Source organism: Amycolatopsis sp. NBC_00348, from assembly GCF_036114655.1.
Lineage (GTDB): Bacteria > Actinomycetota > Actinomycetes > Mycobacteriales > Pseudonocardiaceae > Amycolatopsis.
In genome coordinates, this window is the sequence record NZ_CP107994.1 from 9,156,354 (window position 1) to 9,183,067 (window position 26,714).

At 71.8% G+C, this 26,714-nt stretch carries 28 protein-coding genes; 19 read left to right on the forward strand and 9 right to left on the reverse strand.

Annotated features, from left to right (window positions below; all coding sequences use genetic code 11):
- Positions 1-176: 176 nt before the first annotated feature.
- The 6 genes from OHS58_RS41175 to tsaE are packed head-to-tail and all read left to right on the forward strand — an operon-like array spanning position 177 to position 6,224.
- On the forward strand, positions 177-1,010 hold the full coding sequence (locus OHS58_RS41175) for a DeoR/GlpR family DNA-binding transcription regulator (protein ID WP_326946044.1): 834 nt from the start codon (positions 177-179) through the stop codon (positions 1,008-1,010).
- On the forward strand, positions 1,000-2,430 hold the full coding sequence (gene xylB / locus OHS58_RS41180) for a xylulokinase (protein ID WP_328645916.1): 1,431 nt from the start codon (positions 1,000-1,002) through the stop codon (positions 2,428-2,430). The genes OHS58_RS41175 and xylB overlap by 11 nt, the downstream gene beginning before the upstream one ends.
- Before the next feature lie 5 nt (positions 2,431-2,435).
- Positions 2,436-3,527, forward strand: a complete 1,092-nt coding sequence (locus tag OHS58_RS41185; protein WP_247060595.1) for an ABC transporter ATP-binding protein — start codon at positions 2,436-2,438, stop codon at positions 3,525-3,527.
- Positions 3,528-3,556: 29 nt separating this feature from the next.
- The gene (alr, locus tag OHS58_RS41190) at positions 3,557-4,675 is read left to right on the forward strand and encodes an alanine racemase (RefSeq protein ID WP_328645917.1); all 1,119 of its coding nucleotides are present in this window, start codon (positions 3,557-3,559) and stop codon (positions 4,673-4,675) included.
- Positions 4,672-5,772, forward strand: a complete 1,101-nt coding sequence (locus tag OHS58_RS41195) for an alpha/beta fold hydrolase (protein ID WP_247060599.1) — start codon at positions 4,672-4,674, stop codon at positions 5,770-5,772. The genes alr and OHS58_RS41195 overlap by 4 nt, the downstream gene beginning before the upstream one ends.
- Positions 5,769-6,224, forward strand: a complete 456-nt coding sequence (tsaE, locus tag OHS58_RS41200; protein WP_328645918.1) for a tRNA (adenosine(37)-N6)-threonylcarbamoyltransferase complex ATPase subunit type 1 TsaE — start codon at positions 5,769-5,771, stop codon at positions 6,222-6,224. Before OHS58_RS41195 ends, tsaE begins: the two co-directional genes overlap by 4 nt.
- A 24-nt stretch (positions 6,225-6,248) precedes the next feature.
- Here the strand turns inward: tsaE and OHS58_RS41205 are convergent, their stop codons facing one another.
- Complete coding sequence (locus tag OHS58_RS41205; protein ID WP_328645919.1) at positions 6,249-7,580, reverse strand: carboxyl transferase domain-containing protein; 1,332 nt, start codon at positions 7,578-7,580, stop codon at positions 6,249-6,251.
- On the reverse strand, positions 7,573-8,997 hold the full coding sequence (locus OHS58_RS41210) for an acyl-CoA synthetase (RefSeq protein ID WP_328645920.1): 1,425 nt from the start codon (positions 8,995-8,997) through the stop codon (positions 7,573-7,575). Before OHS58_RS41210 ends, OHS58_RS41205 begins: the two co-directional genes overlap by 8 nt.
- Positions 8,998-9,143: 146 nt before the next feature.
- Here OHS58_RS41210 and tsaB point away from each other — a divergent pair, with 146 nt between their 5' ends.
- From tsaB to tsaD, 3 genes are read left to right on the forward strand one after another with little or no spacing between them, the layout of a single operon-like run.
- Positions 9,144-9,809, forward strand: a complete 666-nt coding sequence (gene tsaB / locus OHS58_RS41215; protein WP_326956045.1) for a tRNA (adenosine(37)-N6)-threonylcarbamoyltransferase complex dimerization subunit type 1 TsaB — start codon at positions 9,144-9,146, stop codon at positions 9,807-9,809.
- Positions 9,806-10,285 carry a ribosomal protein S18-alanine N-acetyltransferase gene (gene rimI, locus OHS58_RS41220; RefSeq protein ID WP_326946051.1) on the forward strand — a complete coding sequence of 160 codons (480 nt, stop codon included), beginning with the start codon at positions 9,806-9,808 and terminating at the stop codon, positions 10,283-10,285. Before tsaB ends, rimI begins: the two co-directional genes overlap by 4 nt.
- On the forward strand, positions 10,285-11,331 hold the full coding sequence (tsaD, locus tag OHS58_RS41225; protein ID WP_328645921.1) for a tRNA (adenosine(37)-N6)-threonylcarbamoyltransferase complex transferase subunit TsaD: 1,047 nt from the start codon (positions 10,285-10,287) through the stop codon (positions 11,329-11,331). Before rimI ends, tsaD begins: the two co-directional genes overlap by 1 nt.
- A gap of 62 nt (positions 11,332-11,393) precedes the next feature.
- Here the strand turns inward: tsaD and wecB are convergent, their stop codons facing one another.
- From wecB to OHS58_RS41240, 3 genes are all read right to left on the reverse strand, one after another.
- Positions 11,394-12,545, reverse strand: a complete 1,152-nt coding sequence (gene wecB, locus OHS58_RS41230; RefSeq protein WP_328645922.1) for a non-hydrolyzing UDP-N-acetylglucosamine 2-epimerase — start codon at positions 12,543-12,545, stop codon at positions 11,394-11,396.
- Between the two features lie 94 nt (positions 12,546-12,639).
- The gene (locus OHS58_RS41235) at positions 12,640-12,822 is read right to left on the reverse strand and encodes an LPXTG cell wall anchor domain-containing protein (protein ID WP_328645923.1); all 183 of its coding nucleotides are present in this window, start codon (positions 12,820-12,822) and stop codon (positions 12,640-12,642) included.
- Between the two features lie 11 nt (positions 12,823-12,833).
- Complete coding sequence (locus tag OHS58_RS41240; protein ID WP_328645924.1) at positions 12,834-13,598, reverse strand: choice-of-anchor P family protein; 765 nt, start codon at positions 13,596-13,598, stop codon at positions 12,834-12,836.
- 312 nt (positions 13,599-13,910) lie between these two features.
- Here OHS58_RS41240 and xrtP point away from each other — a divergent pair, with 312 nt between their 5' ends.
- A complete protein-coding gene (gene xrtP, locus OHS58_RS41245; RefSeq protein ID WP_328645925.1) occupies positions 13,911-14,420 on the forward strand; it encodes an exosortase P in 510 nt (169 codons plus the stop codon).
- Positions 14,417-15,793, forward strand: coding sequence for a glycosyltransferase family 2 protein (locus tag OHS58_RS41250; protein WP_328645926.1), 1,377 nt, complete (start codon positions 14,417-14,419; stop codon positions 15,791-15,793). The genes xrtP and OHS58_RS41250 overlap by 4 nt, the downstream gene beginning before the upstream one ends.
- 61 nt (positions 15,794-15,854) lie before the next feature.
- Here the strand turns inward: OHS58_RS41250 and OHS58_RS41255 are convergent, their stop codons facing one another.
- Both OHS58_RS41255 and OHS58_RS41260 read right to left on the reverse strand, forming a co-directional pair.
- Positions 15,855-17,747 carry an N-acetylmuramoyl-L-alanine amidase gene (locus tag OHS58_RS41255; RefSeq protein ID WP_326946058.1) on the reverse strand — a complete coding sequence of 631 codons (1,893 nt, stop codon included), beginning with the start codon at positions 17,745-17,747 and terminating at the stop codon, positions 15,855-15,857.
- A 72-nt stretch (positions 17,748-17,819) separates the two neighbouring features.
- Positions 17,820-18,152, reverse strand: a complete 333-nt coding sequence (locus tag OHS58_RS41260; protein WP_326946059.1) for a metalloregulator ArsR/SmtB family transcription factor — start codon at positions 18,150-18,152, stop codon at positions 17,820-17,822.
- A 73-nt stretch (positions 18,153-18,225) separates the two neighbouring features.
- Here OHS58_RS41260 and OHS58_RS41265 point away from each other — a divergent pair, with 73 nt between their 5' ends.
- The 3 genes from OHS58_RS41265 to groL all read left to right on the forward strand — a co-directional run bounded on the left by OHS58_RS41265 (position 18,226) and on the right by groL (position 20,842).
- Positions 18,226-18,627 (forward strand): ArsI/CadI family heavy metal resistance metalloenzyme, encoded by a 402-nt coding sequence (locus tag OHS58_RS41265; RefSeq protein WP_326946060.1) that lies wholly within the window; start codon positions 18,226-18,228, stop codon positions 18,625-18,627.
- A 210-nt stretch (positions 18,628-18,837) separates the two neighbouring features.
- Complete coding sequence (gene groES, locus OHS58_RS41270) at positions 18,838-19,131, forward strand: co-chaperone GroES (RefSeq protein WP_007031106.1); 294 nt, start codon at positions 18,838-18,840, stop codon at positions 19,129-19,131.
- 97 nt (positions 19,132-19,228) lie between these two features.
- Entirely contained in the window at positions 19,229-20,842 is a 1,614-nt protein-coding gene (gene groL, locus OHS58_RS41275) for a chaperonin GroEL (RefSeq protein ID WP_247060629.1), read from the forward strand.
- 271 nt (positions 20,843-21,113) lie between these two features.
- Here groL and OHS58_RS41280 read toward each other — a convergent pair whose 3' ends face one another.
- Complete coding sequence (locus OHS58_RS41280; protein WP_305879369.1) at positions 21,114-21,434, reverse strand: WhiB family transcriptional regulator; 321 nt, start codon at positions 21,432-21,434, stop codon at positions 21,114-21,116.
- 191 nt (positions 21,435-21,625) lie between these two features.
- Here OHS58_RS41280 and OHS58_RS41285 point away from each other — a divergent pair, with 191 nt between their 5' ends.
- The 5 genes from OHS58_RS41285 to OHS58_RS41305 all read left to right on the forward strand — a co-directional run bounded on the left by OHS58_RS41285 (position 21,626) and on the right by OHS58_RS41305 (position 26,190).
- Entirely contained in the window at positions 21,626-22,570 is a 945-nt protein-coding gene (locus tag OHS58_RS41285; protein WP_326946061.1) for a MerR family transcriptional regulator, read from the forward strand.
- A 122-nt stretch (positions 22,571-22,692) separates the two neighbouring features.
- A complete protein-coding gene (locus OHS58_RS41290) occupies positions 22,693-23,547 on the forward strand; it encodes a hypothetical protein (RefSeq protein ID WP_328645927.1) in 855 nt (284 codons plus the stop codon).
- Between the two features lie 131 nt (positions 23,548-23,678).
- On the forward strand, positions 23,679-24,275 hold the full coding sequence (locus tag OHS58_RS41295) for a response regulator transcription factor (RefSeq protein WP_003073605.1): 597 nt from the start codon (positions 23,679-23,681) through the stop codon (positions 24,273-24,275).
- A gap of 397 nt (positions 24,276-24,672) precedes the next feature.
- On the forward strand, positions 24,673-25,245 hold the full coding sequence (locus OHS58_RS41300; RefSeq protein ID WP_247063912.1) for a sigma-70 family RNA polymerase sigma factor: 573 nt from the start codon (positions 24,673-24,675) through the stop codon (positions 25,243-25,245).
- Positions 25,246-26,190, forward strand: coding sequence for an anti-sigma-D factor RsdA (locus OHS58_RS41305; RefSeq protein WP_326946063.1), 945 nt, complete (start codon positions 25,246-25,248; stop codon positions 26,188-26,190).
- Positions 26,191-26,257: 67 nt separating this feature from the next.
- Here OHS58_RS41305 and OHS58_RS41310 read toward each other — a convergent pair whose 3' ends face one another.
- Positions 26,258-26,653, reverse strand: coding sequence for a DUF5319 domain-containing protein (locus OHS58_RS41310; RefSeq protein ID WP_247060636.1), 396 nt, complete (start codon positions 26,651-26,653; stop codon positions 26,258-26,260).
- Positions 26,654-26,714 lie beyond the last annotated feature (61 nt).

Genomic DNA, 26,714 nt, shown 5'->3' on the forward strand with positions numbered 1-26,714 from the left:
CGGTCCGTTGGTGCCGGGTGAGCGTCGCGAGTGGCCCGTTCGAGCCTGGGCGAGCGTCGCGAACGGGCCGTTCGTGCCCCCGCCGCAACCCACGAACCTGCGCCCGAGCGACCGGCGCGCGAAGAGTTATCGAGTTCTCTGTTAACTCCGGGCGTTAAATCTGGTAAGAAGTGCGTGTGAGCGGCGGCACAGCGTCTGGAGACCGGAAGACCCGGCCGTCCGATGCTGTCGTCGAACAACGGCGGCAGGACATCCTCGATCACGTCATCGAGCAGGGTGAAGCCCGGATCGACGACCTCACCGCACGCTTCAAGGTCAGCCTGATGACCATGCACCGCGACCTCGACGACCTCGACGAACGTCGTCTCCTGCGCAAGCTGCGCGGCAAGGTCGAGGCCTACCCGGCGCTCACCATCGAGACCGCCGCCCGCTTCCGCGACACCCTCCACCACGGCGAGAAGGACGCGCTCGGCGAGGCCGCCGCGAACCACGTCCAGCCGGGGCAGACCGTCTTCGTCGACGACTCCACCACCCTCCTTCCGCTGGTCAAGCGGCTCGCCGAGATCGACGCGCTCACCGTCGTCACCAACTCGCTGCACGCCGCCCGGCTGCTCGGGCCGAAGGTCGACGTCGTGCTCGCCGGCGGGCGGTACAGCCACGAGTACGACTCCTGCGCCGGGCCCGAGGTGCTGAACCTGCTCGACAGCATCCGCGCGGACGTCTCCTTCGTGTCGGTCACCGCCGTCGCGATCGGGCGGCTCTACCACCCCGATCGCGACTACGCGGAGCTGAAGAAGACCGCGCTGAAGATCGCGAACCACAGCGTCCTCGTCGTCGACCACTCGAAGTTCGGCCGCACCGCGACCTACGCGCACGGCGATGTCGGGGACTACGACCTGCTGATCACCGGCGAGACCACGCCGACCGAGGAGATCGAGGCCGCGCTCAACGCGGGCACGGCGATCGAGATCGTCGAACACGTCGAGGAGGGGCAGCCGTATGACAGCTGAGCTGGTGGCCGGCATCGATTCGTCCACGCAGTCGACCAAGGTCGTCGTGTGCGACGCCGGAACCGGGGAGATCGTCCGCACCGGCCGCGCGCCGCACCCGGACGGCACCGAGGTCGACCCCGCCGCGTGGTGGGGCGCCTTCCAGGAAGCGACCTCCGGGCTGCTCGACGACGTCAAGGCCATCGGCATCGGCGGCCAGCAGCACGGCATGGTGACGCTCGACGACGGCGGCGACGTCGTCCGGCCCGCGCTGCTCTGGAACGACAACCGCTCGGCGCAGGCCGCGCTCGACCTGATCGACGAGCTCGGCGGGCCGTCCGTCTGGGCGAAGTCCGTCGGGTCGGTGCCCGTCGCCAGCTTCACCGTCACGAAGCTGCGCTGGCTCGCCGACCACGAGCCGAAGCTGGCCGACCGCGTCGCTCGCGTGCTGCTGCCGCACGACTGGCTGACCTGGAAGCTCACCGGCGGCGACCCGGTCACCGACCGCGGTGACGCGTCCGGCACCGGCTACTTCTCGCCGTCCGACAACGCCTACCGCCTCGACGTCCTCGCGCACGCCTTCGGCGGCCGGACGCCGGAGCTGCCCACCGTGCTCGGCCCGGCCGACACGGCCGGCCACACGAAGGACGGCGTGCTCGTCTCCGCGGGCACCGGCGACAACATGGCCGCCGCGCTCGCGCTCGAACTGCAGCCGGGCGACGTCGTCGTGTCGCTGGGCACCAGCGGCACCGTGTTCGGCGTCGCCGAGACCGGCGCGGCCGACGCCAGCGGCGAGGTCGCCGGGTTCGCCGACGCCACCGGCCGCTTCCTGCCGCTGGCCTGCACGCTCAACGCCGCCCGCGTCCTGACGTCGACCGCGACGATGCTCGGCGCGACGCTGAGCGAGTTCGACCGGCTCGCCCTGCGCGCCGAGCCCGGGGCCGGCGGCCTGACGTTCCTGCCCTACCTCGACGGCGAACGCACCCCGAACCTGCCCGACGCCACCGGCTCGCTGGCCGGCCTGACCCGGGCCAACATGACGCCGGAGAACCTCGCGCGCAGCGCCGTCGAGGGCATGCTGTGCGGCCTGGCCGCCGGTCTCGACGCGGTCCGCGCGCACGGCCTCGACGTCCACCGCGTGCTGCTGATCGGCGGTGGCGCGCAGTCGGCCGCCGTCCGCGCGGTCGCGCCGCTCGTGTTCGGCGTGCCCGTGCAGCTGCCCGAGGTCGCCGAGTACGTCGCCATCGGCGCGGCGCGGCAGGCGGCCTGGGCCCTGACTTCCGGTGCGGAACCCCCGTCCTGGCAAGGAAAGAACAAGACGCGGCTCGAGCTGGACGAGCCGACCGAGGCGCAGCGCGCCGAGGGCCACCGGATCCAGCAGCGCCACCTCGAAGCGCGCGAAGCCGCGCACGGGGTCCGGCGGACTTTCGGAGAGGACTGACCCCGATGGCTTCCATCACCTACGACAAGGCGACCCGGCGTTACACCGGCAGCGACCGCCCGGCCGTCGACGCACTGGACCTGGAGATCGCCGACGGCGAGTTCCTGGTGCTGGTCGGCCCGTCCGGCTGCGGCAAGTCGACCAGCCTGCGCATGCTCGCCGGCCTCGAGGACATCGACGACGGCGCCGTCTGGATCGGCGACCGCGACGTCACGCAGCTGCCGCCGCGCTCGCGTGACATCGCGATGGTGTTCCAGAACTACGCGCTCTACCCGCACATGACCGTCGGGCAGAACATGGGCTTCGCGCTGAAGATCGCCGGGCGCCCCGCGTCCGAGATCAAGCAGAAGGTGCTCGACGCGGCCAAGCTGCTCGACATCGAGGACTACCTCGACCGCAAGCCGAAGGCGCTTTCCGGTGGTCAGCGCCAGCGCGTCGCCATGGGCCGCGCGATCGTGCGCGAGCCGCAGGTCTTCCTGATGGACGAGCCGCTGTCGAACCTCGACGCGAAGCTGCGCGTGTCGACCCGTACGCAGATCGCCGCGCTCCAGCGCCGCCTCGGCGTCACGACCGTGTACGTCACGCACGACCAGGTCGAGGCCATGACGATGGGTGACCGCGTCGCCGTGCTGTCGGACGGCCTGCTGCAGCAGTGCGACACCCCGCGCGCGCTCTACGACAAGCCCGCGAACGCGTTCGTCGCCGGCTTCATCGGCTCGCCCGCGATGAACCTCGTCACCGCGAAGCTCACCACCGACGGCGCCGAGGTGGGTGGCGCGCGCGTGCCGCTGACCCGCGAGATCATCGCCGCCGCCGAGGGCGACACCGTGACGCTGGGCTTCCGGCCGGAGTCGCTCGAGGTGTCGGCCACCGAAGACGGCACCGTGCCGATCAAGGTGGAACTGGTCGAGGAGCTCGGTTCGGACGCCTACGTCTACGGCAAGCTTGCCGAGACCGACGCCGAGGGCACCAAGTCCAACGTCGTGGCCCGGGTCGACCCGCGCAAGCCGCCGGCCATGGGCGACACCCTGCACCTGCGGATCCGTCCCGACGAGCTGCACGTGTTCTCCGCCACGTCCGGGGCGCGCCTGTCCTGACCTCGGGTCATGGGAAACTGGCGGGCGTCATGACGCCCTCCAGTTCTCCCCGTGCCCAGGTCGACATCGACCTCGACGCGATCCGCCACAACCTCACGCTGCTGGGCGCCCGCGCGCCCGGCGCCGAAGTGATGGCCGTGGTGAAGGCCGACGCCTACGGCCACGGCGCGCTGCCGGTGGCGCGCGCCGCGGTCGAGGCCGGCGCGAGCTGGCTCGGGACCTGCTCGCTCGGCGAGGCCCTCGACCTGCGCCGCGCCGGGATCACCACCCGGCTGTTCAGCTGGCTGGACGTGCCCGAGGTCGACTTCGCCGCGGGCGTCGAGGCGGACGTCGACCTCGCCGCCAGCTCGGTCGGTGAGCTACGTCGCATCGCCGCCGCCGTCCCCGCGGGTACCCGGGCTCGCGTGCACCTCAAAATCGACACCGGCCTCTCGCGCAACGGCTGCCCGCCCGCGGGCTGGGCCGAGCTGGTTTCCGCGGCGGCCGCCGAACCGCGCGTCGACGTCGTCGCGATCTGGTCGCACCTCGCGTGCGCGGACGAGCCGGGTCACCCGTCGATCGACGCCCAGGCGAAGCGCTTCGACGACGCCTACGACGTCGCCCGCGCCGCCGGGCTCGACCCGCTGCGCCACCTCGCGAACTCCGCGGCCCTGCTGACCCGGCCGGACCTGCACTTCGACGTCGTGCGGCCGGGCATCGCGATGTACGGGCTCAACCCGGTGCCGCAGGCCGAGGACCTGCGCCCGGCCATGACGTTCCGGTCCGCCGTCGCGCTGGTCAAGCGCATCGAGGCCGGGGAGTCGGTGTCCTACGGGCACACCTGGACCGCGTCGCACGACACGAACCTGGCCCTGGTGCCGGCCGGGTACGCCGACGGCGTGCCGCGGTCGCTGTCGGGCCGGATGGACGTCTGGTTGGGCGGGCAACGGCGGCCCGTCGCCGGGCGCGTCTGCATGGACCAGCTGATCGTCGACTGCGGTGACTTCGAGCCGGACGTCGGCGCCGAGGTCGTCCTGTTCGGACCGGGGACGCGCGGTGAGCCGACGGCGCGGGAATGGGCCGACAAGCTCGGCACCATCGACTACGAGATCGTGACGTCGATGTACCGCCCGCGGGTGGCGCGCCGGTATCTGGGGGCGGCCTCGTGACACCTTCACGTCGACTGCTGGCCATCGCCGGCGGCGTCGGAGCCGTGGCCACTGGGACCGCCGCGGCCGCCATCGCGGTCGCCGCCCAGCAGCGGCGGCACAGTGAGGACCCGTACGTGGACGAGCCCCTGGGGGAGCTGAAGCCGGACCGCACGTCCACGGTCGCGGCCGACGACGGCACCCCGCTTTCGGTCGAGGAGATCGACCCGGAAGACGGCGGCGAGCCCGAACTGACCGTCGTGGGCGTGCACGGTTTCGCGCTTTCGCGGCGGTGCTTCCACTTCCAGCGCCGCGACCTCGCGAAGCTGCGGCTGCCGCGCGTGCGTCAGGTCTACTACGACCACCGCGGCCACGGCCTGTCCGGCGCGGCGTCGGCGGAGAACTCGACGATCGAGCAGCTGGCCCGCGACCTCGACGTCGTGCTGCGGTCGCTGGTGCCGACCGGGCCCATCGTGCTGGTGGGGCACTCGATGGGCGGCATGGTGATCATGGAGCTGGCCGCGGAGTTCCCCCAGCTGTTCGCGGACCGCGTGGCCGGCGTCGCCTTCATCGCGACGGCGGCGGGCGAGGTCGGGGCGCGCGGGCTGCCGCGTTCGCTGCTCTCGAAGTACAACCCGCTGACGCGCGCCGCCGGCGGTCTCGCCGGCTGGCAGCCGGGCTTGGTCGAGTTCGTCCGCGCGGCCGGTGGCCAGCTGACGCGCCAGGCCGTGCGCCGGCTGGCGTTCGGCAGCCGCGACGTCGCACCCCGGCTCGTCGACTTCATGCTCGAGATGCTGGAAGTGACGCCGGTGCGCGGGCTCGTGAACTTCGTCGACACGCTCGGCAGCCACAACCGCTACGCGGCGCTGGCCGGGCTGAAGACCGCGGAAGTGCTGGTGCTCGGCGGTGATTCGGACCGCTTCACGCCGTTCGCGCACGCCGAGCGGATCGCGTCCGAGCTGCCCGACGCGGAGCTGGTGCGCGTCCGCGGCGCCGGGCACATGGTGCTGCTGGAGCAGCCGGACCTGGTGACCAGCCACCTGATCGACTTGTTGCAACGCTGCTCCGGTGTGGACGGCGAGGACTCGGCCCGGCGGAACTGGTGGTGGCAGCGTTGACGTATCTGTTCCCGACACCCGAAGACACGATGGAGTTCGGGCGCTCGCTCGGCCGCTCCCTGCGCGCGGGTGACCTGGTGCTGCTCGCCGGGCCCCTCGGCGCGGGCAAGACCACGCTGACCCGCGGCATCGCGGACGGCCTTGGCGTCGGCGGCCGGGTGAGCAGCCCGACGTTCGTGCTGGCCCGCGTCCACCCGGCGGGTGCCGCCGGCGTGCCGCTGGTGCACGTCGACGCCTACCGCCTGGGCGGGGACCTGTCCCAGCTGGACGACCTGGACCTGGACACGGACCTGGAGCGTTCGGCCATCGTCGTCGAGTGGGGCGAGGGCTCGGCAGAGCGGCTGTCGTCGGACTACCTGGTGGTCCGGCTGGACCGCCGCGACGACGACGTCCGCGAGGTGACGCTGGAACCCCACGGCTCATGGTCGGCACGGGCTGTCGTGAGTGTTTAGGGCGGTTCTAACCGCCCTGAACACTCACGACTCTTGCACCGAGACGACCGCGCGGGCCACGCCCAGCTGCACCAGGTCCTGTGGGCGTAGGCGTAGCTGGTTGGCCAGCTCCGGGACCTCCGATGCGGGACGTTTCAGGATCGCCGCCGCCGCTTCGGGTGACGTCACTGAGAAGTACGCGTCCGGGGTCACCCACGTCGAGCCCGGGGCCGCGAACGCCAGCGCGCCGCCCGAGCCGCCCTCGCCGATCACCAGCGTTGTCACCGGGGCGGACGCCGTCGCGACCGCCTCGAACAGGTCCGCGATCGCGCCGCCCGCGCCCGCCTGTTCCGCCGCCGCGTCGTTGGCCGCGCCCGGGGTGTCGACCAGCGTCAGCACCGGGATCGCCAGCCGTGACGCCAACCGGACCAGACGCGCGGCCGTGCGGAAGCCCGACGGCAGCGTCGGCGTGCCGCACTGGGCCGCGTATGCGATCGTGCGGCCGTTGCGCCAGCCGAAGCCGCAGCGGACGCCGTCGTCGACGCCGCCGCAGCGGTCGCCGCTGATGTCCTCGCGCCAGTCGAAGTAGGCGTCCAGGTACTCGACGGCTCGCGCCCGGCGTGGGGACCGCGCGGCCTGGACCGCGTCCCAGCCCGTGTCCGGCAACGCCGCCTCGCGCAGCGCCCGGGGCGGTGGCGCCGCGGCGTTCGACGGGGACGTCAGCAAGCGCAGCCGGCGTTCTAACGCCGGCCCGAGGTCCTCGGGCGCGACGATGGCGTCGACCTGGCCCCACGCGAGCTTCGCCTCGGCCGTGTAGGCCTCGGGGGAGCCGGCCGGCCGCACCCGCGAGCCCGCGAAGCCGACCTGGGCCTCGGGCAGCGCGAGGATGACGTCGGCGCCCGCGCCGAGCGTCGCCCAGCCGCCGCCGGTCGTCGGGTCGCGCAGCACCGCGATCTGCGGGACGCCCGCCGCCCGCGTCCGCGCCGCCGCCCGCGCCACCCGCTGCAGCTGCATGAGCGCGCGCATCCCCTGCTGCATGCGGCTGCCGCCGGTCGCGATCAGCGAGACCACCGGCAGCCGGACGTCGCGGGCGTGCGCGAACGCCGCCTCGATCCGGTCGCCGGTGCGCTGGCCCAGCGAGCCGCCGAGGAACCCGAACTCGAACGCGATCACGACGGCCTCGGCGTCCCCGATCTTCGCCGTCCCGCAGACGACCGACTCCTTCTCGCCGGTGCGCTCTTCGGCGGCGGAGCGTGCTTCGCGGTAACCCGGCCAGTCGATCGGCCCGTCGGCGGGCTCCTCGCGCAGCGGCGTCGTGAACTCCTCGAAACCGGTCGAAATCGTGTCGACGACCTCGCGCGCCGGCCGCCTAGTCACCGAGCGCTCGCTTCAGGACCTTGCCCATGTCGTTGCGCGGCAAGGCATCCAGGTAGCGGACGACCCGCGGGCGCTTGTGCGGCGCGAGCAGCCGGGCGACGTGGTCGGCCAGCTCCTCGGCCGACGGCCGCTCACCCTCCGGGACGACCCAGGCGACGATCCGCTCGCCGAGGTCGTCGTCCGGCTCGCCGGTGACGGCCGCTTCGGCGACGCCGGGGTGCTCCAGCAGCGCGTTCTCGATCTCACCCGCGCCGATCTTGTAGCCGCCGCTCTTGATCAGGTCGGTCGCCTTGCGCCCGACGATCTTGACGTACCCGTCGGCGTCGCGCGTGGCCATGTCGCCGGTGCGGAACCAGCCGTCGGCCAGCGCGGCCGCGGTGGCGTCCGGGCGGTTGAGGTACTCGGTGAAGAGGTTGGGGCCGCGCACCTGGATCTCGCCGACGGTCTCGACGTCGTCGAGCACCTCGCCGGCGTCGCCGATCAGCCTGAGCTCCACGCCGCCGAGCGGGACGCCGACGGTGCCGGGCTTGCGTTCGCCGTCCGCGCGGACGCTCGTGTTCATCAGCGTCTCGGTCATGCCGTAGCGCTCGACGACCTGCTGTCCGGTCGCTTCGGTGATCCGCTGGTGGTCGTGCACCGGCAGCGCCGCCGACCCCGAGACGAGCAGCCGCGCGCCGCGCAGGGCGTCGGCCAACGCTTCGTCAGTCCCGACCTCACCGGCGATGCGGTGGTACATCGTCGGGACGCCGAACACCATGGTCGCGCCGGCCTTCAGCTCGCGGGCGACGCCGTCGGTCGAGAACCGGCCGAGGTGGCGGACCGAGCCGCCGCGGCGCAGCGGGCCGAGGATGCCGAGGATCAGGCCGTGCACGTGGAACAGCGGGAGTCCGTGCACCAGGACGTCGTCGGCGGTCCACGCCCAGGCGTCTTCGAGGGCGTCCAGCGTGGTCGCGATCGAACGGCGGGGGAGGACGACGCCCTTCGGCGGCCCGGTGGTCCCCGACGTGTAGACGATCAACGCGGGCGTCTCGGCGTCCGGCTCTTCCTTGAGCGGCGTGGCCGGCCCGGTCAGCGGGATGTCCCGCCGCGGCAGGCCGGCGAGCCCGACAGGCAGCGCGACGCCGGGTTCGGCCAGCACCAGCTGCGGCTCGCTGTCGGCGAGGATGTGCGCGAGCTCGCGCTCGCCGATCTTCGGGTTCAGCGGCACCGCGGGCACCCCGGCGAGCAGGGCGGCGACGACGGCGACGCTGGTGTGCAGGGTCGGCGTCGCCCACACGGCGACGCGGCCGCGGGGCAGCTCGGCGGCGAGACCGCCGGCGACGGCGGCGAGCTCGGCGTAGGTCAGGGCCTGTTCGCCGAATCGGAGGGCTTCGTTGCCCGAGGCTGACGTGAGGGCGGGGAACAACGGGTCGGGCACCGCGGGGACCTCCAGCTCGGGGGACTCGCTCCTGCGAACCCCGATTCGCACGTTACCGTGCGGATAAGACCCCCGCAGCGACCGGTTTAACCGGTGATCCGGGCCCGCGAATGCGACATCCCGGCCTGGTCGTAGGCTGGGACACCGTGTTGGTACTGGCGATCGATACCTCGACCCCGGCGGTCACCGCGGGCGTCGTCGCACTGGACGGCGACCGGGTCGAGACGCGCGGCGACCGCGTCACCGTGGACCCGCGCGCCCACGGCGAGCTGATCACGCCGCACGCGCTGGCCGCGGCCGAAGCCGCCGGCATCACCCTCAAGGACCTCGACGCCATCGTCGTCGGCGTCGGTCCCGGGCCGTTCACCGGCCTGCGCGCCGGCATGGCCACCGCGGCCGCCTTCGGCCACGCGCTCGGCATCCCGGTGTACCCGGTCGGCAGCCTCGACGCGATCGCCGCCGACGTCGCCCCGGGTGAGAAGCCGTTCCTCGTGCTCACCGACGCCCGCCGCCGCGAGGTCTACTGGGCGGCCTACGACGCGTCCGGCGCGCGCACGCACGGTCCCGACGTCCAGCGCCCGGCCGACCTCGAAACCGACGTCAAGGCCGCGGCCGGCGACGGCGCGGTCCTCTACGGCGCGGTGCTCGACGTCCGGCCGATCGAGCCGCGCTTCCCGTCGCCCGCCGGGCTGGTCAAGGCCGCTCGGAGCGCCCTGCTCGCGCAGGAGACGCCCGCGCCGCTGACGCCGTTGTACCTGCGGCGCCCCGACGCCGCCGAGCCGTCGGCGCCGAAACGGGTGACCGCGCCGTGAGACTCGATCCCCTGCGCCGCAAGGACATCGCCCGCTGCGTCGAGATCGAGAAGATCCTCTTCCCCGGGGACGACCCGTGGAACGCCCACGCGTTCCACTCCGAGCTGGACATCGGCCACTTCTACCTGGCCGCGCGCCCGGACGAGGGCGACGAGCTCCTCGGCTACGCCGGGCTGGCCGTTCTCGGCCGGCGTCGCGGCGAGTACGAGGCGACCGTGCACACCCTCGGCGTCGCGCCGGAGTACCAGGGCCAGGGCATCGGCAAGGCGCTGCTGCTGGCCCTGCTCGAACGCGCCGACGAGTTCGAGGCGCCGGTGTTCCTCGAGGTCCGCACGGACAACACGACCGCGCTCGGGCTGTACGAGCGCCACGGCTTCGAACGGCTCGGCATCCGGAAGCGCTACTACCAGCCTTCCGGTGCCGACGCGTACACGATGGTCCGCCCCGCGCGGACGCGAGACGAGGTGGCGGGCTGATGTCGCGCATCATCATGGGCATCGAGAGCTCGTGCGACGAGACCGGCGTCGGCCTGGTCCGCCTGCACGACGACGGCACGCTCGAGCTGCTGGCCGACGAGGTCGCCTCGAGCGTCGAGCAGCACGCGCGCTTCGGCGGTGTCGTGCCCGAGGTCGCCAGCCGGGCGCACCTCGAAGCGATGGTCCCGACGACTTCCCGCGCGTTCGAGAAAGCCGGGCTGTCACTGTCCGATGTGGACGCCATCGCGGTGACGGCGGGGCCGGGTCTCGCGGGCGCGCTGCTCGTCGGCGTCTCCGCGGCGAAGGCGTACGCGACGGCGCTGGACGTGCCGCTCTACGGCGTCAACCACCTGGCCGGGCACATCGCGGTGGACACGTTGCAGCACGGGCCGTTGCCGACGCCGTGCTTGGCGCTGCTGGTCTCCGGCGGGCACACGCAGCTGCTGCGCGTCGACGACATCGCGTCGTCGATCACCGAGCTGGGGTCCACTGTGGACGACGCGGCGGGGGAGGCGTACGACAAGGTCGCGCGCGTGCTCGGCCTGCCGTACCCGGGCGGCCCGCCGATCGACAAGGCGGCGAAGAACGGCAACCCGGCCGCGATCGCGTTCCCGCGCGGCATGACCGGCCCGCGTGACGCGAAGTTCGACTTCTCCTTCTCCGGCTTGAAGACGTCGGTCGCGCGCTGGGTCGAAGGCGCTGTTCGCCGCGGGGAAGAGATCCCGGTGGACGACGTCGCGGCGTCGTTCCAGGAAGCCGTCGCGGACGTGCTGACGGCGAAGGCGATCCGCGCGGCGAAGGAGCAGGGGATCGGCACGATCGTCATCTCCGGCGGCGTGGCGGCGAACTCGCGGCTGTCGTCGCTCGCGGCGGAACGCTGTGCCGCGGCGGGCATCGAGCTGCGCGTCCCGCGGCCGCGGCTGTGCACGGACAACGGCGCGATGATCGCCGCGCTGGGCGCCCACGTGGTGGCGGCCAAGCGCCCGACGGCGGCCCTGGACTTCAGCGCGAACCCGGCCCTCCCGGTCACCGTCATCTCGCTCTAGTACCGCTCGTGAGTGGTAATGAGGGTTAGAACCCGCATTACCACTCACGACAAGTCTTGGTCCTAGGAAGCCGCGGCGTGCCTGTGCGCTGGCGTCCCGACGCCCAGCAGCTCCTCGATCGCCGCTACCGCCAAGACGGCCGCATTGCCGTTGCCGTAAGGGTTTCCGACCTGGGCCGTGCGCAGCTCGCCGCGCAGCAGCCGGGCCGCGGTGTCGGCGATGCGGGCCGTGTCCGTGCCCACCAGCCACGCGCACCCCGCGTCGACGACCTCCGCGCGCTCGGTGACGTCGCGCAGGACCAGCACGGGCGTGCCGAACGTCGGCGCCTCCTCTTGGATACCGCCCGAGTCCGTCAGCACCAGCGACGCCAGCCGCAGCGCGCGGACCAGGTCCGGGTACTCCAGCGGGTCCGTCACCGTCACCCGCGGCAGGCCGCCCAGCGAGGCATCCACCTGGGCCCTGACCTGCGGGTTCGGGTGCGCCGGGAACAGCACCTGGACGTCCGGGTGCTCGGCGACGATCAGCTGCACCGCCGCCAGCGTCTGCTCCAGCGGCTCGCCCCAGGACTCGCGGCGGTGCGACGTCACCAGCACCAGCCGCTCGCCGGCCTCCGCGATCTCCATCTCCAGCAGCGCCAGCGCCGTGTCGCGCGCCGGGAGGTCGCGCGCCGCGATCTCCAGCACCGCGTCGACGATCGTGTTGCCCGTGACCGCGATGCGTTGCCGCGCAACGCCTTCCGCGCGCAACTCGGCCGCCGCGCTGAGCGTCGGCGCCAGGTGCAGCGCGGCCAGGCGCGACACCATCTGCCGCGCGCCCTCCTCGGGGAACGGCGCCGTGAGGTCGTGCGTGCGCAGCCCGGCCTCCAGGTGCACCACCGGGATGCCCAGCCAGAACGCGGCCAGCGCGCCCGCCAGCGTCGTCGTCGTGTCGCCCTGGACGACCAGCGCGGCCGGGGCGTAGCGACGCAGCGCGTCGTCGAGCGCCGGCAGCAGGCCCGCCACGAGCTCCGCCTGGCCGCCGGTGACGCGTGGCGGGACGTCCAGCCACGCGTCGGCGACCAGGCCGAACGGCAGCAGTGCCTGTTCGACCATGCCGGCGTGCTGGCCGCTGTGGACCAGGATCGGCCGGAGTGTCGGGTGCGCGTCCATGGCCAGCGCCAGCGGCGCGAGTTTGAGCGCTTCCGGGCGGGTCCCGGCCAGCAACATCACATCCACCCCGCGGTGCCTCTTTTCCACATCGTCCAGTTTCCACGAAAATCTCTGCCAAGGGCCGCCGGCGTGCGAGGGGCGCACGCCGACGGCCCTGGCCTCAGTGCTCCCGCGCCTGGGAGAGCCGGCGGTTGCGGCGGTGGACGGCGATCAGCGCGACGGTCCCGAGCAGGACCAGCAGCACGCCGACGGCCAGCCACCACCCGACGTCGGCCCCGGTGGCGGCGAGGGTGCCCACCCCGCCACCGGCCACGCCGACGCCGGCACCCGGCATCCTGTACACCCGGACCTCGCTCAGACCGTGCGGCGGTTGCGGAGAATGCGCGTGCCGACCGGCAGCGCGATGGCGCCGAGCAGGCCGAGCCCGACCCACAGGCCGGCACCGGAGGCCAGCGGCATCGGCGGCGCGGCCGGGCCGCAGGTCGCCGACGACACGATGACGTCACCCGAGCCGAGCGCGCCGACGACGCCGCCGAGCAGCTTCACGTGGAGGGCGTTGACCGTGAGGCTGCCGTCCTTGTTCTGGACCTGCTCGTTCAGGATGATCGTCGCGACGTTGACCAGGCCGATGGCCACCTTGACCTGGGTGTTCGGCGCCGGGTTGGCGTCGACCGCGCCGACGCTGCCGAGCTTCGCGTCGGCCAGCGTGCTGCTGCCCTTGACGCCTTCCTGGGTGGCGGTGCAGACGGCTTCGACGGTCTTGACGCCGACGGTGCCGAGCGCGGCCTTGAGCAGCGGCAGGCCGACGTCGGCGGTGGTCGCCTTCGCCGTCACCGCACCGGATTCGTCGTCGCGCTTGGCCTCGGCGGTGATCACCCCGGCGGTCAGGATCCCGGCCGCGTTGGCGCTGGCCACGGTGTTCGTCGTCGGGCCCGCGGTGTTGGCGGCCGCGAGCGGCCCCACCTTCACCGCGGGCTGGCCGAGCAGCGTCACGTTCACGCTGACGCCGTACGCGGAACCGTCGCCGGGGGCCGCCGAAGCGGGGGCCGCGCCGGCGAGCACGACGCTCGCCACGACCGCGGCGAGCAGTCCGCCACGGCGCACGAGGGAGCTCTTCATCAACTGGTCCTCCGAATTCGCTGAGTTTCTCGGGGGTTCGCGTGGTGTGTCCGACTCCGGCGCGGATCGATCCGGCCAGCCTCGAGTCGGCACGCGAATCGACTATCGCCAACACGACCTCGAATAGCACACGAAATTCACCGAATCACCGGATCGGGTAATGCTTTCGGACGTCTTCGCAGGTCGAATACGGCATCACTCGGACGGTCTAGCAAGTTCGCCGCCGCACCTGCCGAATGGCCGCTTGAACCTCCATGAGAAATCGACACCGAGAGGAACGTCGTGGCCGTAGCGAGCGCTCCGAACTCAGGGATGGCGAAGTTCCCGCTGGTCGTGGGGCTGGGTGCGCTGGCCGCCGCGGGCGCCGTCGTGGTGCTGGCCGAGCGGCTGTACCGCGAGCTGGAAGTACAGCTGGCGGGCGCGATCCTCAACATCATCACTACATCGGGTGTTTATGTCGCCGGTGATCGAGAGTCCGTTTACTTTGGGTTGAGCGGCGCTACTCCATTCGGGTTGAGAATGACCCCGGAATGTTCGTCGGCGTTTCTTCTGTTGCCACTGCTCGTTGTGACGATGGCCATGCTCTGGTTCCGGCCCGCGAATGCGCGCCGGTTGTTCTTTTCCCTCGGCGTTTCCGCGGTCGTCGTGGTGCTGGTGAACCAGCTGCGCATTCTCACGATCGTCGGCCTGGTCCACCAGCTCGGCCCGGACGAGGGCTACTACTGGGGGCACACGCTGCTCGGCTCGATGGTGAGCGTGTTCGGCGGCGCCGTCTCGCTCGTCCTGTTCGTCTGGCTGGCCACGCGGAAGAAGAACGCATGAGCGGCAAGGTCCTGCTGGCGATCACCCAGGCCTTCGCGCTGACGATGAGCGTGGCGTTCCTGGTCTACGTCGTGCTGATCGTCGTGCCGTACCTGCGCCGCAAGCCCGGCCCGGTCGGCGACCCGGCGGACTTCACGTGGCACTTCTTCGTCCCGTGCCGCGACGAGCAGACCGTCATCCGCGAGACGATCCGCTACCTGCGCACGACGTTCCGGCACGCGCACGTCTGGGTCGTCGACGACGACTCGGAGGACCGCACCGCCCGCGTCGTCCGGATGCTGTGGCGGCGCAACGGTGGTTACGACCCGTACCTGCACCTCGTGCCGCGCGTCCGGCCCGAAGCCCGCACCGGCAAGGGTGACGCGCTCAACGCGGCCTACCGGGCCTTGAACGACTGGATGGGGCCGGACGCGACCCGCGACGACGTCGTGGTCGTGGTGGTCGACGCCGACGGCCGCCCGGCGCCGAACTGCCTCGAGGTCTGCGCGGCGGACCACCTCTTCGGCGACCTGGGGATCGGCGCGGTGCAGCTCGACGTGTGGATGAGCAACGTCGAAACCCCGCCGCCGACGCGCAACCCGGCTGGCCGCTGGTTCGGGCTGAAGCTCGCGCAGCTGCAGGACCTGGAGTTCCGGACGGCGATCGCGGCGATCCAGACGTCGCGCGGCTTCACCGGCACGATCTCCATGGGCGGCAACGGCCAGTTCACCCGGCTCACCGCGCTCGACTCGATCGCCGGCCCGGGCGGGCAGCCGTGGCGCGGTTCGCTGCTGGAGGACTTCGAGCTCGGCGTCCACCTGCTGACCGCGGGCTGGCGCACCGGGTTCACCCCGGATTCCCATGTGGCGCAGGAAGGTCTGTACAGCCTGCGGCGGTTCCTGGTGCAGCGCACGCGCTGGGGCCAGGGCACCATGCAGTGCGCGCGGTACCTGCGGCGGATCTGGGACTCGCCGCACGTCAGCACGCTCGGCGCGGCGGAGATGATGTACTACCTCGCGCAGCCGTGGCTGCAGCTGCTCGGCTCGCTGCTGTACCCGATCCCGTTCCTGCTGCTGATCTTCAGCACCGCCGGCGACCCGGCGCAGATGTGGACGTGGTTCACCGGCGGCGCCTGGATCCTGTTCGCGATCTACGGTTCGTTCGGCCTGCTGCCGTTCCTGGTCTGGGGCCCGATCTATCAGCTGAAGTGCTTGCGCAGCAAGAACATCCTGCGGGGCATCGGCCTGGGCTTCGCGTACGCGGCGTACATCTACACGTTCTACGTGACGTCGTGGCGAGCGCTGTTCCGGCTGATCCGCCGCCGCAACGGCTGGGCGAAGACACGCCGCAACACCGAGCGGTCCGGGGGAGCGAAGGTCGCGCTCGACGCCTGAAAGCCGTGAAGGCCCCCTTCCCGGCCATAAGAGCCGGTAAGGAGGCCTTCACGGCTTTGGGCTAGAACGCCGGCAGGAACCGGACGTCGTCCGCCTTGACGAACGCGATCCGGTGCCCGAACTGGATCTGGACGTACTTGAGCTTGCCCTTCACGACCACGTGGTCGGCCACGTCGAACGTGGTCGCCGAGTAGTACTCCGACCCGACCACCCCGGCCGACGAGTACTTCTGCCCGGCGGCCAGCGTGTACGGCAGCGGCGTGATCGCCTGCGGCGTCAGGTTCGCCGGGTAGGCCTCGGGTTCGGGGTAGGCGCGGCCGTACACCGGAATCGTGGCGAGGCCGGGCTTCGGCGTCACGACCAGGCCGATCGCGGGCTTCGCGACGCGCGCGTTGTGCGGGTTGTGGAACCAGCCCTTCTGGCCGAGGTACCAGATCGCCGTCCAGTCGCCGCTGGTGCCGGCGACGGCGAACTGCTGCCCGGTGGCGGCGCGGCTGCCGACGTCGGAGACGTCCGTTGTGGACGGTCCGCCCGCCGGGTGCAGGCCGATGTCGACCAGCAGCGGTGAGGCGTCACTGGGCTGCGAGTGCAGCATTACGGCCTCGGAACCCCTTGGCGCGCAAGGTGTTCCGGCGGTGTCGCAGCCGGTGAAGAGCGGCTGGTTCTTCGCGAAGTCCGGGTCGATGGTGACCAGCGACGAGCCGGGCAGGCCGAACCCGCCGAGCGGCGCGCCCAGCAGGTCGAAGTAGTGCGACCAGTCCCAGTAGGGGCCCGGATCCCAGTGCATGCCCGCGATCGTCGACGGGACCGTGCCCGGCACGTTGTCGTGGCCGATGATGTGCGCGCGGTCGAGCGGGATGTCGTACTTGCGCGCCAGGTAGCCGATGAGCTTCGCGCTCGAGCGGTACATCGCCTCGGTGTACCAGGTGCCCTTCGCGGCGAAGCCCTCGTGCTCGACGCCGATCGACTTCGCATTGATGTACCAGTTGCCCGCGTGCCAGGCGACGTCCTTGGTCGGGACGTGCTGCGCGATCAGGCCGTCGGCCGAGCGGATGGTGTAGTTCCAGCTCACGTACGTCGGGTCCTGGGCGAGCTTGAGGACGCTGTCCCAGTAGCCCTCGGTGTCGTGGATGACGATGTGGTCGATCTTCTGGCTCACCGGCCGGTTGGCCAGGTCGTGGTTGCCGTAGTCGTCGTTCGGCAGCTCCTGGTAGGGCGCCGGGACGGACTCGCAGGTGACGGTCCGCGGGCACTCGACGTTCGCCGGGTTCACCGCGGCCTCGGCGTGCTTCGGCAGCGCGAGGCCCGGCGTGGCGGCGAGGGTGACCTGCTGGCCGTCGTCGGTGGTGCGGCTCATGCCGCTCTTGATCGTCTCGAAGACCTCGTCGGCGAACGTCTGCGCGGCGTCGCCGGTCGAGCCGCTGTAGTGCGCGACGGCGTCGTACCAGCCGGTCCCGCCGGCGTGGTACTTCGCGAGCAGCGCGGCGCCGCCCCGGATGTTCTGCCGGGTGTCGGTGCGCAGGGTCCGCGCGTCGGTCTTCGTCAGCGCCGCGGCCTCGTCGACGGTCTGCAGCCCGGTCTGCGGCGGCACGTCGGGCCCGGCGGCCGGGTGCAACGCGGGCCGCGCGTCGTCGCCGCGCGGGTCCTCGCTGCCGACGTCGTGGTGACTGCCGGCGACCCCGGCTTCCCGCAGGTCGGTGAGGTGCATCGGGCCGTACCCGGCGGACGCGCTGGGCGTCCCGGCGTTGAAGTCCCACCGGGATTCGAGGTAGGAGACGCCGAGCAGGACGTCCACCGGCACCCCGAACTCGGCCGCCGCGGCGGCGAAGTCCCGCTGCCGCTGATCGGTGGTGGTGGTCGCGGCATGGGCTTGGCCGGTGAGGGCCCCGCCGAGCAGGGCGACGGCGGCGGCCAGCGCCGCCGTTCTGGAGAGCGAACGAGACGACATGGGCATAAACCCCCAGGGTTCAGGTGCCAGACGGTGAGAACCTAACCAGAAACTCACGCTGGGGGTAAGAGCCCGCGCTCAGGCGGGGACGAGCACGGCGGCCAGCCGGGCCAGCACCTCGGGGTGGACGCGGTAGTAGACCCACGTCCCGCGCCGTTCGCCGGTGATCAGGCCGGCCTCCCGAAGCACCTTCAGGTGGTGCGAAATGGTCGGGCCGGTCAGGTCGAAAGCCTCGGTCAGGTCGCACACGCACGCTTCGCCGCCGCCGTGGGAGGCGATCAGGGACAGCAGCCGCAGCCGCACCGGGTCGGCCATCGCCTTGAACAACGCGGACAGCTCCACGGCCTGCGGTTCGGTCAGCGGCTCGCGGACGAGCGGCGCGCAGCAGGCGACGGGGAGCTGATTCGACACTTCTCTATCTTGACGGATGTCTATCCAAGGCGCAATGCTCTGCTTAGACGACCATCTATCCAAGGAGGCAGTGGTGTCCCGAGTACAGCTCGCTCTGCGGGTCGGCGACCTCGAAGGCTCGATCGGCTTCTACTCGAAGCTGTTCGGTACCGGCCCCGCCAAGCGCCGTCCCGGCTACGCGAACTTCGCCGTCGCCGAACCCGCGCTCAAGCTCGTCCTCCTGGAAGGCGAGCCCGGGCAGGCCACGGTCCTGGACCACCTCGGCGTCGAGGTCGAGTCCGCCGAGCAGGTCGGGTCGGCCGCCGGGCGGCTCGCCGGCGAAGGCCTCGAAACCCGGACCGAGACCGGCACCACCTGCTGCTACGCCGTCCAGGACAAGGTGTGGGTGCACGGGCCGGGGCGGGAGCCGTGGGAGGTCTACGTCGTCAAGGCCGACGCGGAGAGCGCGGCGCCGTCCGGGGGCTGCTGCTCCTGAGCGGCGCCTGACCGGCGGCTGGGGCGGCGGAACAAAGCCGCCGGTCAGGCGCGTTCTCACCGGCAAGACGCACCCTCCTTGCGAGACTGGCACTCCCGTGGCTAGAGTGCTAATCGCACGGCCCGACAGCCCCGGCACCCGCGACGGCGGGGGTGGTAGAGCCGTAACCACAACCTGCCAACGCTTTCGACGACCGTGGAGGTCAACCCGGTGAGCGTGAACATCAAGCCGCTCGAGGACAAGATCGTTGTCCAGACGAGTGAGGCCGAGGAGACGACCGCTTCCGGTCTCGTCATCCCCGACACCGCCAAGGAGAAGCCCCAGGAGGGCAAGGTTCTGGCCGTGGGCCCGGGCCGGATCGACGACAAGGGCAACCGCGTCCCGCTCGACGTTTCCGTCGGCGACGTCGTCATCTACTCGAAGTACGGCGGCACCGAGGTCAAGTACAACGGTGAGGACTACCTGATCCTGTCCGCCCGCGACGTGCTGGCCGTCATCAACTGACGTCCGCTCGCAGCGCATGACGCCCCGGGCCCCGCACAAGCCGGGGAGCGGGGCGTTCGTGCGTTTCAGACCCACCGAAAGGTAAGCGGAACACGCTATGCCCAAGCAGATCAGATTCGACGAGGACGCTCGTCGCGCCTTGGAGCGCGGGGTGAACAAGCTCGCCGACACGGTCAAGGTCACCCTCGGCCCGCGCGGTCGCCACGTCGTGCTCGACAAGAAGTTCGGCGGCCCGACCATCACCCTCGACGGCGTGACCGTCGCCCGTGAGATCGAGCTCGACGACCCGTTCGAGAACCTCGGCGCCCAGCTCGCCAAGAGCGTGGCCACAAAGACCAACGACGTCGCCGGCGACGGCACCACGACCGCGACGGTGCTCGCGCAGTCGCTGGTGAAGGTCGGCCTGCGCAACGTCGCGGCCGGCGCGAACCCGACCTCGATCGGCCGTGGCATCGAAGCCGCCGCGGCGAAGGTCATCGAGGTCCTCAAGAGCAAGGCGACCCCGGTCAAGGGCCGCGAGAGCATCGCGCAGGTCGGCACCGTCACCTCGCGTGATGCCAACATCGGCGCCCTGCTCGGCGAAGCCGTCGAGAAGGTCGGCGAAGACGGCGTCATCACCATCGAGGAGTCGTCGACCCTGGCGACCGAGCTGGTGATCACCGAGGGCGTCCAGTTCGACAAGGGCTTCCTCTCGGCGCACTTCGCGACCAACCCGGAGGAGCAGAAGGCGATCCTCGAGGACGCCTACATCCTGCTCGTCCGCGAGAAGGTCTCGTCGCTGGCGGAGCTGCTGCCGGTGCTCGAGAAGGTCGTCGAGGCCAAGAAGCCGCTGCTGATCATCGCCGAGGACGTCGACGGCGAAGCGCTGTCCACCCTCGTGGTGAACTCGCTGCGCAAGACGATCACCGCGGTCGCCGTCAAGGCGCCGTTCTTCGGTGACCGTCGCAAGGCGTTCCTGGACGACCTCGCGTTCGTCACCGGTGGTGAGGTCGTCTCCGCGGAGATCGGCCAGAAGCTGTCCGAGACCGACCTCGGTTCGCTGGGCAAGGCCCGCCGGATCGTCGTCACCAAGGACGACACCACGATCGTCGACGGCGGCGGGGCCAAGGACGCCATCCAGGGCCGGATCGCGCAGATCCGCAAGGAGATCGAGACCACCGACTCCGACTGGGACCGCGAGAAGCTGCAGGAGCGGCTCGCGAAGCTGGGCGGCGGTGTCGCGGTGATCAAGGTCGGCGCGGCCACCGAGACCGAGCTGAACGAGCGCAAGCACCGCATCGAGGACGCCGTGGCGGCGACCAAGGCGGCTGTCGAAGAGGGCATCCTGCCCGGCGGCGGCTCGGCGCTGGTGCACGCGGTCAAGGAGCTCGAAGACGGCCTCGGCCTCGAGGGCGACGAAGCGACCGGTGTCCGCATCGTGCGCGACGCGCTGTCCGCCCCGCTGTTCTGGATCGCGACCAACGCGGGCCACGAAGGTGCGGTCATCGTGAACAAGGTGCGGGAGCAGAGCTGGGGACACGGCTTCAACGCCGCCACCGGCGAGCTGACGGACCTGCTGGCCGCCGGCATCGTCGACCCGGTCAAGGTGACCCGGTCCGCGGTGGCGAACGCCGCCTCGATCGCACGCCTGGTGCTGACGACGGAGTCGTCGATCGTCGAGAAGCCGGCCGAGGAAGAGTCCGCCGCAGCGGGCCACGGCCACTCGCACTGACGCAGTCCTGAGCACGAGAGGGGCGGCATCCCGCAAGGGGTGCCGCCCTTTCTCGTGTACGCGCAGGTGGAGGCCGTTCTTCGGTCGAGCGCCGGATGCGTGGGCGTACCCGCTCGGCGCGTGCGCGGCCGACTGATGCGCTCGGCGCGCGCGAAAACGGGGCGGCACCCCGTGAGGGATGCCGCCCCGGTTCCGTCCCGGGCAGAACTCACCCGGAAACCACGGAGGGCGGCCACCCCACCCGGCGCCGCCCTCCGATGTTCGTGGGCCTTCAGCCGCCCGACATGCTGAGCGTTCGCTTGTCGGCCTTGATCAAGTGTTCGCGTTCGGACTCCGAGAGCCCGCCCCAGATGCCGTAGGGCTCGTGCACCGCCAGCGCGTGGCTGCGGCACATCTCCAAAACGGGACAGCTCAGGCACACGGCTTTCGCCCTGGCCTCCCGCCGTGCCCGCGCCGGGCCGCGCTCGCCGTCCGGGTGAAAGAAGGACGCGCTGTCCATCCCCCGGCACGACCCTTCCAGCTGCCAGTCCCACATGTCGGCGTTGGGTCCTGGGAGCCTGCGCGTGTCTGCCATCCTGACCGCCTCCGTCATTCGGTCGATGCCGCTAGCTGCTCTGCTGTGGTGCCGATACTCCATTCGGTGCAACGGCCGTAACGTTAGAAGCGCGCCAATAGTTGTTCAAGCGATTCGGTTCGATTCAGCCGTTAGGCATCCCCCGGATGTGTGAGCGGGGGGTCTGCCTCCGGTTGCCGACCTCGGTGAGTGCCTGGATATTGAGGCTCGTGGGAGCTGGGTCGGGTACCGAAGAACCCACCCTGCCGGTGGCCTCGGTCGCCCGCCGGCTCGGGGTCGCGCCGTCCACCCTCCGAACCTGGGACCGGCGCTACGGCCTGGGTCCCAGCCGCCACACCGACGGCCGTCACCGCCGCTACGGCACCTCCGACATCGGCCGGCTCGAACTGATGCAGCGGGCCCTCCTCAGCGGCGCGTCGACGGCGGAGGCCGCGCGCTACGCCCTCGAGCAGATCCCGCGCTCCGGCTCACCGCAGCCGGAGGAGCCCGAGGAGCCTCCCGACCCCGGCACCGCCGACGACGGTCACGAGGTCCGCTCCCGCCTCGCGCGCCGGCTGAGCACCGCCGCGCTCGCCATGGACGTCCACGCCGTGCAGCGCATGCTCGCCGACACCGTCGCCGAGCTGGGGGTGCTGCCCGCCTGGACGGGCGTCCTCGAACCGGTCCTGTCGGCGCTGCGGGCCCGCTGGCGCGGGGCCAGCGCGGGCGCCGAGGTCGAGTACCTGCTCGCCGAGTGCGTGTACGCCGCCCTGATCCGCGCCACCCCGGTGCTCGACGAGCCGCGCAACACCCGCCCGGTGCTGCTCGGCTGCGTCCCGGAGGAGCGCGACACGATGCCGATGTACGCGCTCGCGGCGTCACTGGCCGGCCGGCGGATCGGCGCCCAGCTGTTCGGGGTCCCGCTGCCCGCGGACGTCCTGGCGGTGGCGGTCCGCCGCAGCGCGCCGGCGGCGGTGGTGCTGTGGGCCCACCGCCACGGGATGGCGGACACCCGCCTGTTCGCCCGGGTCTCGCGCGGGCGCCAGCGGAGCCGGCTGTTCGCCTGCGGCCCGGGCTGGGACCCGTCCGGGCTGCCGGACAAGGTGGAGCACCTCCCGGACCTGCAGGGCGCGGCGGACCGCATCGAGCACGTCCTGGTCGGGGTCCACCACTAGCCGGCCCGAGGGAACGCCGTGAAGGGCACCTTCAGGGCGCTCAGGTCCCTGAAGGTGCCCCTCACGACCTCCGCGCCCGCTTCGATCACGTTCTTGTCGGTGGCAGGCGCTAGAAAGGACGGGTGCACGAACCCGCCCTCCGCGCCGCGGCCTTCGGCAGCGACCCGCGGCCCGACCCCGCCGTCCTGCGCGGTACCGGGCCGCCACGCGCCCGCCTGCTCGCCGCCGTCGTCCTGGGGGCCCAGGGGCGGTACGCGGCCGCCGCGGCGCTCCTGGACCCCTTGCGTGCCGCGGGCGACCCCTTGCTCGGCTCCCTGGCCGCCAGCACCCTCGCGGCGCACCGGCGGCAGCTGGGTGGCCACGCACGGGCCCGCGCGCTCGACGGCGAGGCCTTCGCGCGCGCGGCGACCCTGCGCGGCCACCCCGACCCGGACGGCCTCGACCCCGCCGGTGCCCGGGCCGACGCGCTGCTGGGGCTGGCCGCCGACAACCTCGCCCTGGGCCGGCTGAGCGCCGCGCGGCGGCTGGCCGCGCGGGCCGCGGCGCAGGACGCCGGGTGGCGGGCCGAGGTCCGAGGTGGCTGGGTCGGCGCCGAGATCGAGCTCGCCGCAGGTCAGGGCGCCGCCGCCGTGGCGCCCGCCGAGCGCGCGTTCGAAACCGCCGTCGCCCGTGGTGCCCGCCGCCACGCGACCAAATCCGGCATTGTGCTGGCCGTGGCCCTGCGGGCGGCCGGAGCACCCGATCACCGGAACATTTCGGACGCTCTCGTCGGAAAGGCAATGGCGGCGGCCGAAGAATGCGAATTGCTTTCACTTTTGTGGCCCGCCGCCCTCGTCGCGGCCGACCTGCGCCCAGGACACGCCGAGGAGTATCGATTCAGAGTCGCCGAGGTGTTGCACGCAGTGTTACGAAGCGCAGATCCTTGCGGGAGGAGGATCGCGGGGGAATCGCCATGGGTCCCCGCCCCGGGTGGTTGAGCCGTCGGAATGGGGTGTTCCGGCATCCGGGCTAAGAAGTTTCAAAAAAAGCCACCGGATCGTGTCAAGGTTCGGGCTAAAGCGTCCGATAGGGGAAGTGGAATGTCACCCGGCTGCAGGAAGGAAACCCCGTGACGACGGTCTTGATCTGCGACGACCGACGCAGTGTCCGTGAAGGGCTCACCCGAGTGATGTCCGCGGTCCCTGGGGTCAGTCGCATCGACTGCGTAGCGCACGGTGACGAGCTGCTGGCCCGGTACTCCCGTCAGCCCGTCGACGTCGTGCTGGTCGGGACGCAACGCGCGGTCCCGACAGGTGTCGAAGCCACCCGGCGGCTCGTCTCCGCGAACCCCCAGGCGAACGTCATCGTGTTCGGCGCCCCCGACGACGCCGGCAGCATCGCTGCCGCCATCGCCGGTGGTGCCCGCGGCTACCTCCGCTGGGACGCGTCCCGGCCGGAGCTGGTCGCCGCACTGGCCCACACCCTCGCGAGCACCTCGGTGCCCGCGCCCCGTCAGCCGTCCGACCCGGGCGTCCAGCTGACCGAGCGCGAGCTTCAGGTGCTCCGCGGGATGAGCCAGGGCAAGAGCAACGGCCAGATCGGCCGCGAGCTGTACCTGTCCGAGGACACGGTCAAGACCCACGCCCGGCGGCTGTTCCGCAAGCTCGGCGTGCGCGACCGCGCGCAGGCCGTGGCTCACGGCTTCCGCCGCGGCCTGGTCAGCTGACCGTTCCGCGGAACTCTCCTCGATCCTGACACGGCCGGAATACAGGTGACAGCGGGCCAGGGCGACGTATCGTCCTGGCCCGTACCTGTGTGGTCCCCATCACACTCCGGCGCCCTTCGGGGCAGCCCTCGGGGCGGTCTCCCGCCCCGGTTCCCGCCCTCCGGACGGGAACTCGTACCTGTGGCCCCGGTCGCTCGTTGATTCGACGACATCGATCGTGGGCTTCAGAGGCTAATCCGTATTTTCGCGGCGCCGGCAGGCGCGGCGCGCCGGGGAGCACCGCGCGCGCCGGTCCGAGCCGGCCGCAGGTACGGTAACGGTCACCGGTCCGCGGCGCGGGCAGCCACGAGCCGGACTCTTTGCACGCCTACACGTAACACTGGGACTGTTGTCTGCGATGGCCAATGTGGGGGATGGACTGGATGAACCGGTCGCCGCTGCTGTCGAGGGAGATCCCCAGGCAGTGGAGCGGCTGCTGGCTGCTATCCGTCCACTGGTAGTGCGGTATTGCCGCGCTCGGGTTGGCAGGCAGGAGCGATCGTTCGCTTCGGCGGACGACGTTGCGCAGGAGGTGTGTCTCGCGGTGCTAACGGCATTGCCTTCGTACCGTGACCAAGGGCGCCCTTTCCTGGCCTTCGTCTACGGGATCGCCCAGCACAAGGTGGCCGACGCGCACCGCGCGGCGGCTCGCAACCGCGCCGAACCGGTCGCCGAGATCCCCGACGAGGTCGAGGGTGGCGTCGGTCCCGAGCAGCGGGCGTTGCAGGGTGAGCTGAACGAGCGGATGTCCCAGTTGTTGCAGGTGCTGCCGGACAAGCAGCGGGAGATCGTGGTGCTGCGCGTGGTCGTCGGCCTGTCGGCGGAGGAGACCGCGGACGCCGTGGGGTCCACCCCCGGAGCCGTCCGCGTCGCTCAGCACCGCGCGCTCGCGCGGCTGAGAAAGGTCCTGGCCGCGGAGGAGGTGCTCTGAGTGACCGGTCACGAAAAGGGTTTCGAGCCGGATGACGTCTGGGCCGGCGGCCTGTCGGGTTCGGAGGCGGAGTTCGCCGCCGATCTGACGGCGGTGCAGGCGGACGACGCCCTGCTCGACGCGCTCGGCGGATCCGACCCGGCTCTGGCCGACGGCCTCGGCGACCAGGAGCTCAACGCGTTGCTGGTGGCGTGGCGAAGAGACATCGACAGTGAGCCACTGGCCGAACTGGTCGACGTCGACACCGCGGTACGCACCGTCACCACCGCCGCTCTCGCGCAGCGGCACGCCTCGAGCGGACGCCGCCGCAGGCTGCTCGTCCCGGTCGCCGTCGCCGCCGCTGTGCTGGCGATCGCGTTCACCGGAACCGGGCTGGCCGCGCGTTCCGCGGAGCCCGGCGACACGCTTTGGGGCCTCGCGAAGGTCCTGTACTCCGATCACACCCACTCGGTCGAGGCGGCCGCGAACGCGAAGCTCGACCTCGAGAAGGCGAACCTCGCCATCGCCGGCGGCGACCTCGTCGCCGCCCGCCAGGCCCTCCAAGACGCCCAGACCGCGCTCTCGCAGGTCAGCGACGAGGACAACAAGGGCCAGCTGATGGAGCAGCACCGGCAGCTCGCCGCCCAGCTCCAGAACCCGGACGCGCCGGTGCAGGGCCCGACCCAGCAGCCCACGTCGACGCAGATTCCGCCCGGTGGTGTCTCGGCGACGCAGGTGCCGCCGGCCGGCTCGGCGACGTCGATCCCGGGCAGCAGCGGCGGCACGACCAGCCTGCCGGGCACCGGGACGCCGACCGTGACGCCCCCGCCGCCGACCACCGAAACGACGCCCCCGCCGCCGACCACGCCGACCACCACGGCCGCGAGCGGCAACGACCCGGGCACGTCACCCCGCAGCGAGACGGTCGGCGGTGCCGGCCAGCAGGGCGTCACCGATACGCCGTAGACGTCGACATACCGAAGAAGCCCCGGTGAGGAAACTCACCGGGGCTTCTTCGTTCGGTCAGGGGCGCTCAGTACGCGCTTTCGTTCGCCGTGACGCCGTCCGCGAAGCCGCGGCAGTAGTCCCAGCTGACGTAGTCGCCGGGGTTCGGGTCGTAGGCCGGCTCGTGCGGGCGCATCCGCCCGTCGGCCAGCAGCTGCTCCAGGCTGGCCCGCAGCAGGTGCCAGTCGTGGTAGTGCGGTTCGTCGCACTCGCCGCAGTCCACGACGATCCCGCGGACCCCGCGAGGCTCGAGAAGCGCCTGGTAGACGGCCAGATCCGAGAGATCGGCCAGCAGCTCGGTGCGTTCCTGGTCGCTGATCGGCTCGTCCAGCCGCTCCTCGTTGTCGAGGAACGCGCGGGCCGGGTCGTCCGGGTCGTCCGCGAACGGGTCCGGAGGCAGAACGTCATGCGCCACGGCCTGCACGCTACCGGTCGGTCCTCGCGGCTCGCCCACCACCCGGGGCGGGGGCCGGACCCGGATATCA

Coding starts and splice junctions, on each gene's coding strand:
- OHS58_RS41250 (WP_328645926.1), top strand. CDS start 14,417: ATGAGCGGCAAGGTCCTGCTGGCGATCACCCAGGCCTTCGCGCTGACG.
- groL (WP_247060629.1), top strand. CDS start 19,229: ATGCCCAAGCAGATCAGATTCGACGAGGACGCTCGTCGCGCCTTGGAG.
- xylB (WP_328645916.1), top strand. CDS start 1,000: ATGACAGCTGAGCTGGTGGCCGGCATCGATTCGTCCACGCAGTCGACC.
- OHS58_RS41280 (WP_305879369.1), bottom strand. CDS start 21,434: ATGACGGAGGCGGTCAGGATGGCAGACACGCGCAGGCTCCCAGGACCC.
- OHS58_RS41240 (WP_328645924.1), bottom strand. CDS start 13,598: ATGAAGAGCTCCCTCGTGCGCCGTGGCGGACTGCTCGCCGCGGTCGTG.
- tsaD (WP_328645921.1), top strand. CDS start 10,285: ATGTCGCGCATCATCATGGGCATCGAGAGCTCGTGCGACGAGACCGGC.
- OHS58_RS41255 (WP_326946058.1), bottom strand. CDS start 17,747: ATGCCCATGTCGTCTCGTTCGCTCTCCAGAACGGCGGCGCTGGCCGCC.
- alr (WP_328645917.1), top strand. CDS start 3,557: ATGACGCCCTCCAGTTCTCCCCGTGCCCAGGTCGACATCGACCTCGAC.
- OHS58_RS41300 (WP_247063912.1), top strand. CDS start 24,673: ATGGCCAATGTGGGGGATGGACTGGATGAACCGGTCGCCGCTGCTGTC.
- OHS58_RS41185 (WP_247060595.1), top strand. CDS start 2,436: ATGGCTTCCATCACCTACGACAAGGCGACCCGGCGTTACACCGGCAGC.
- xrtP (WP_328645925.1), top strand. CDS start 13,911: ATGGCGAAGTTCCCGCTGGTCGTGGGGCTGGGTGCGCTGGCCGCCGCG.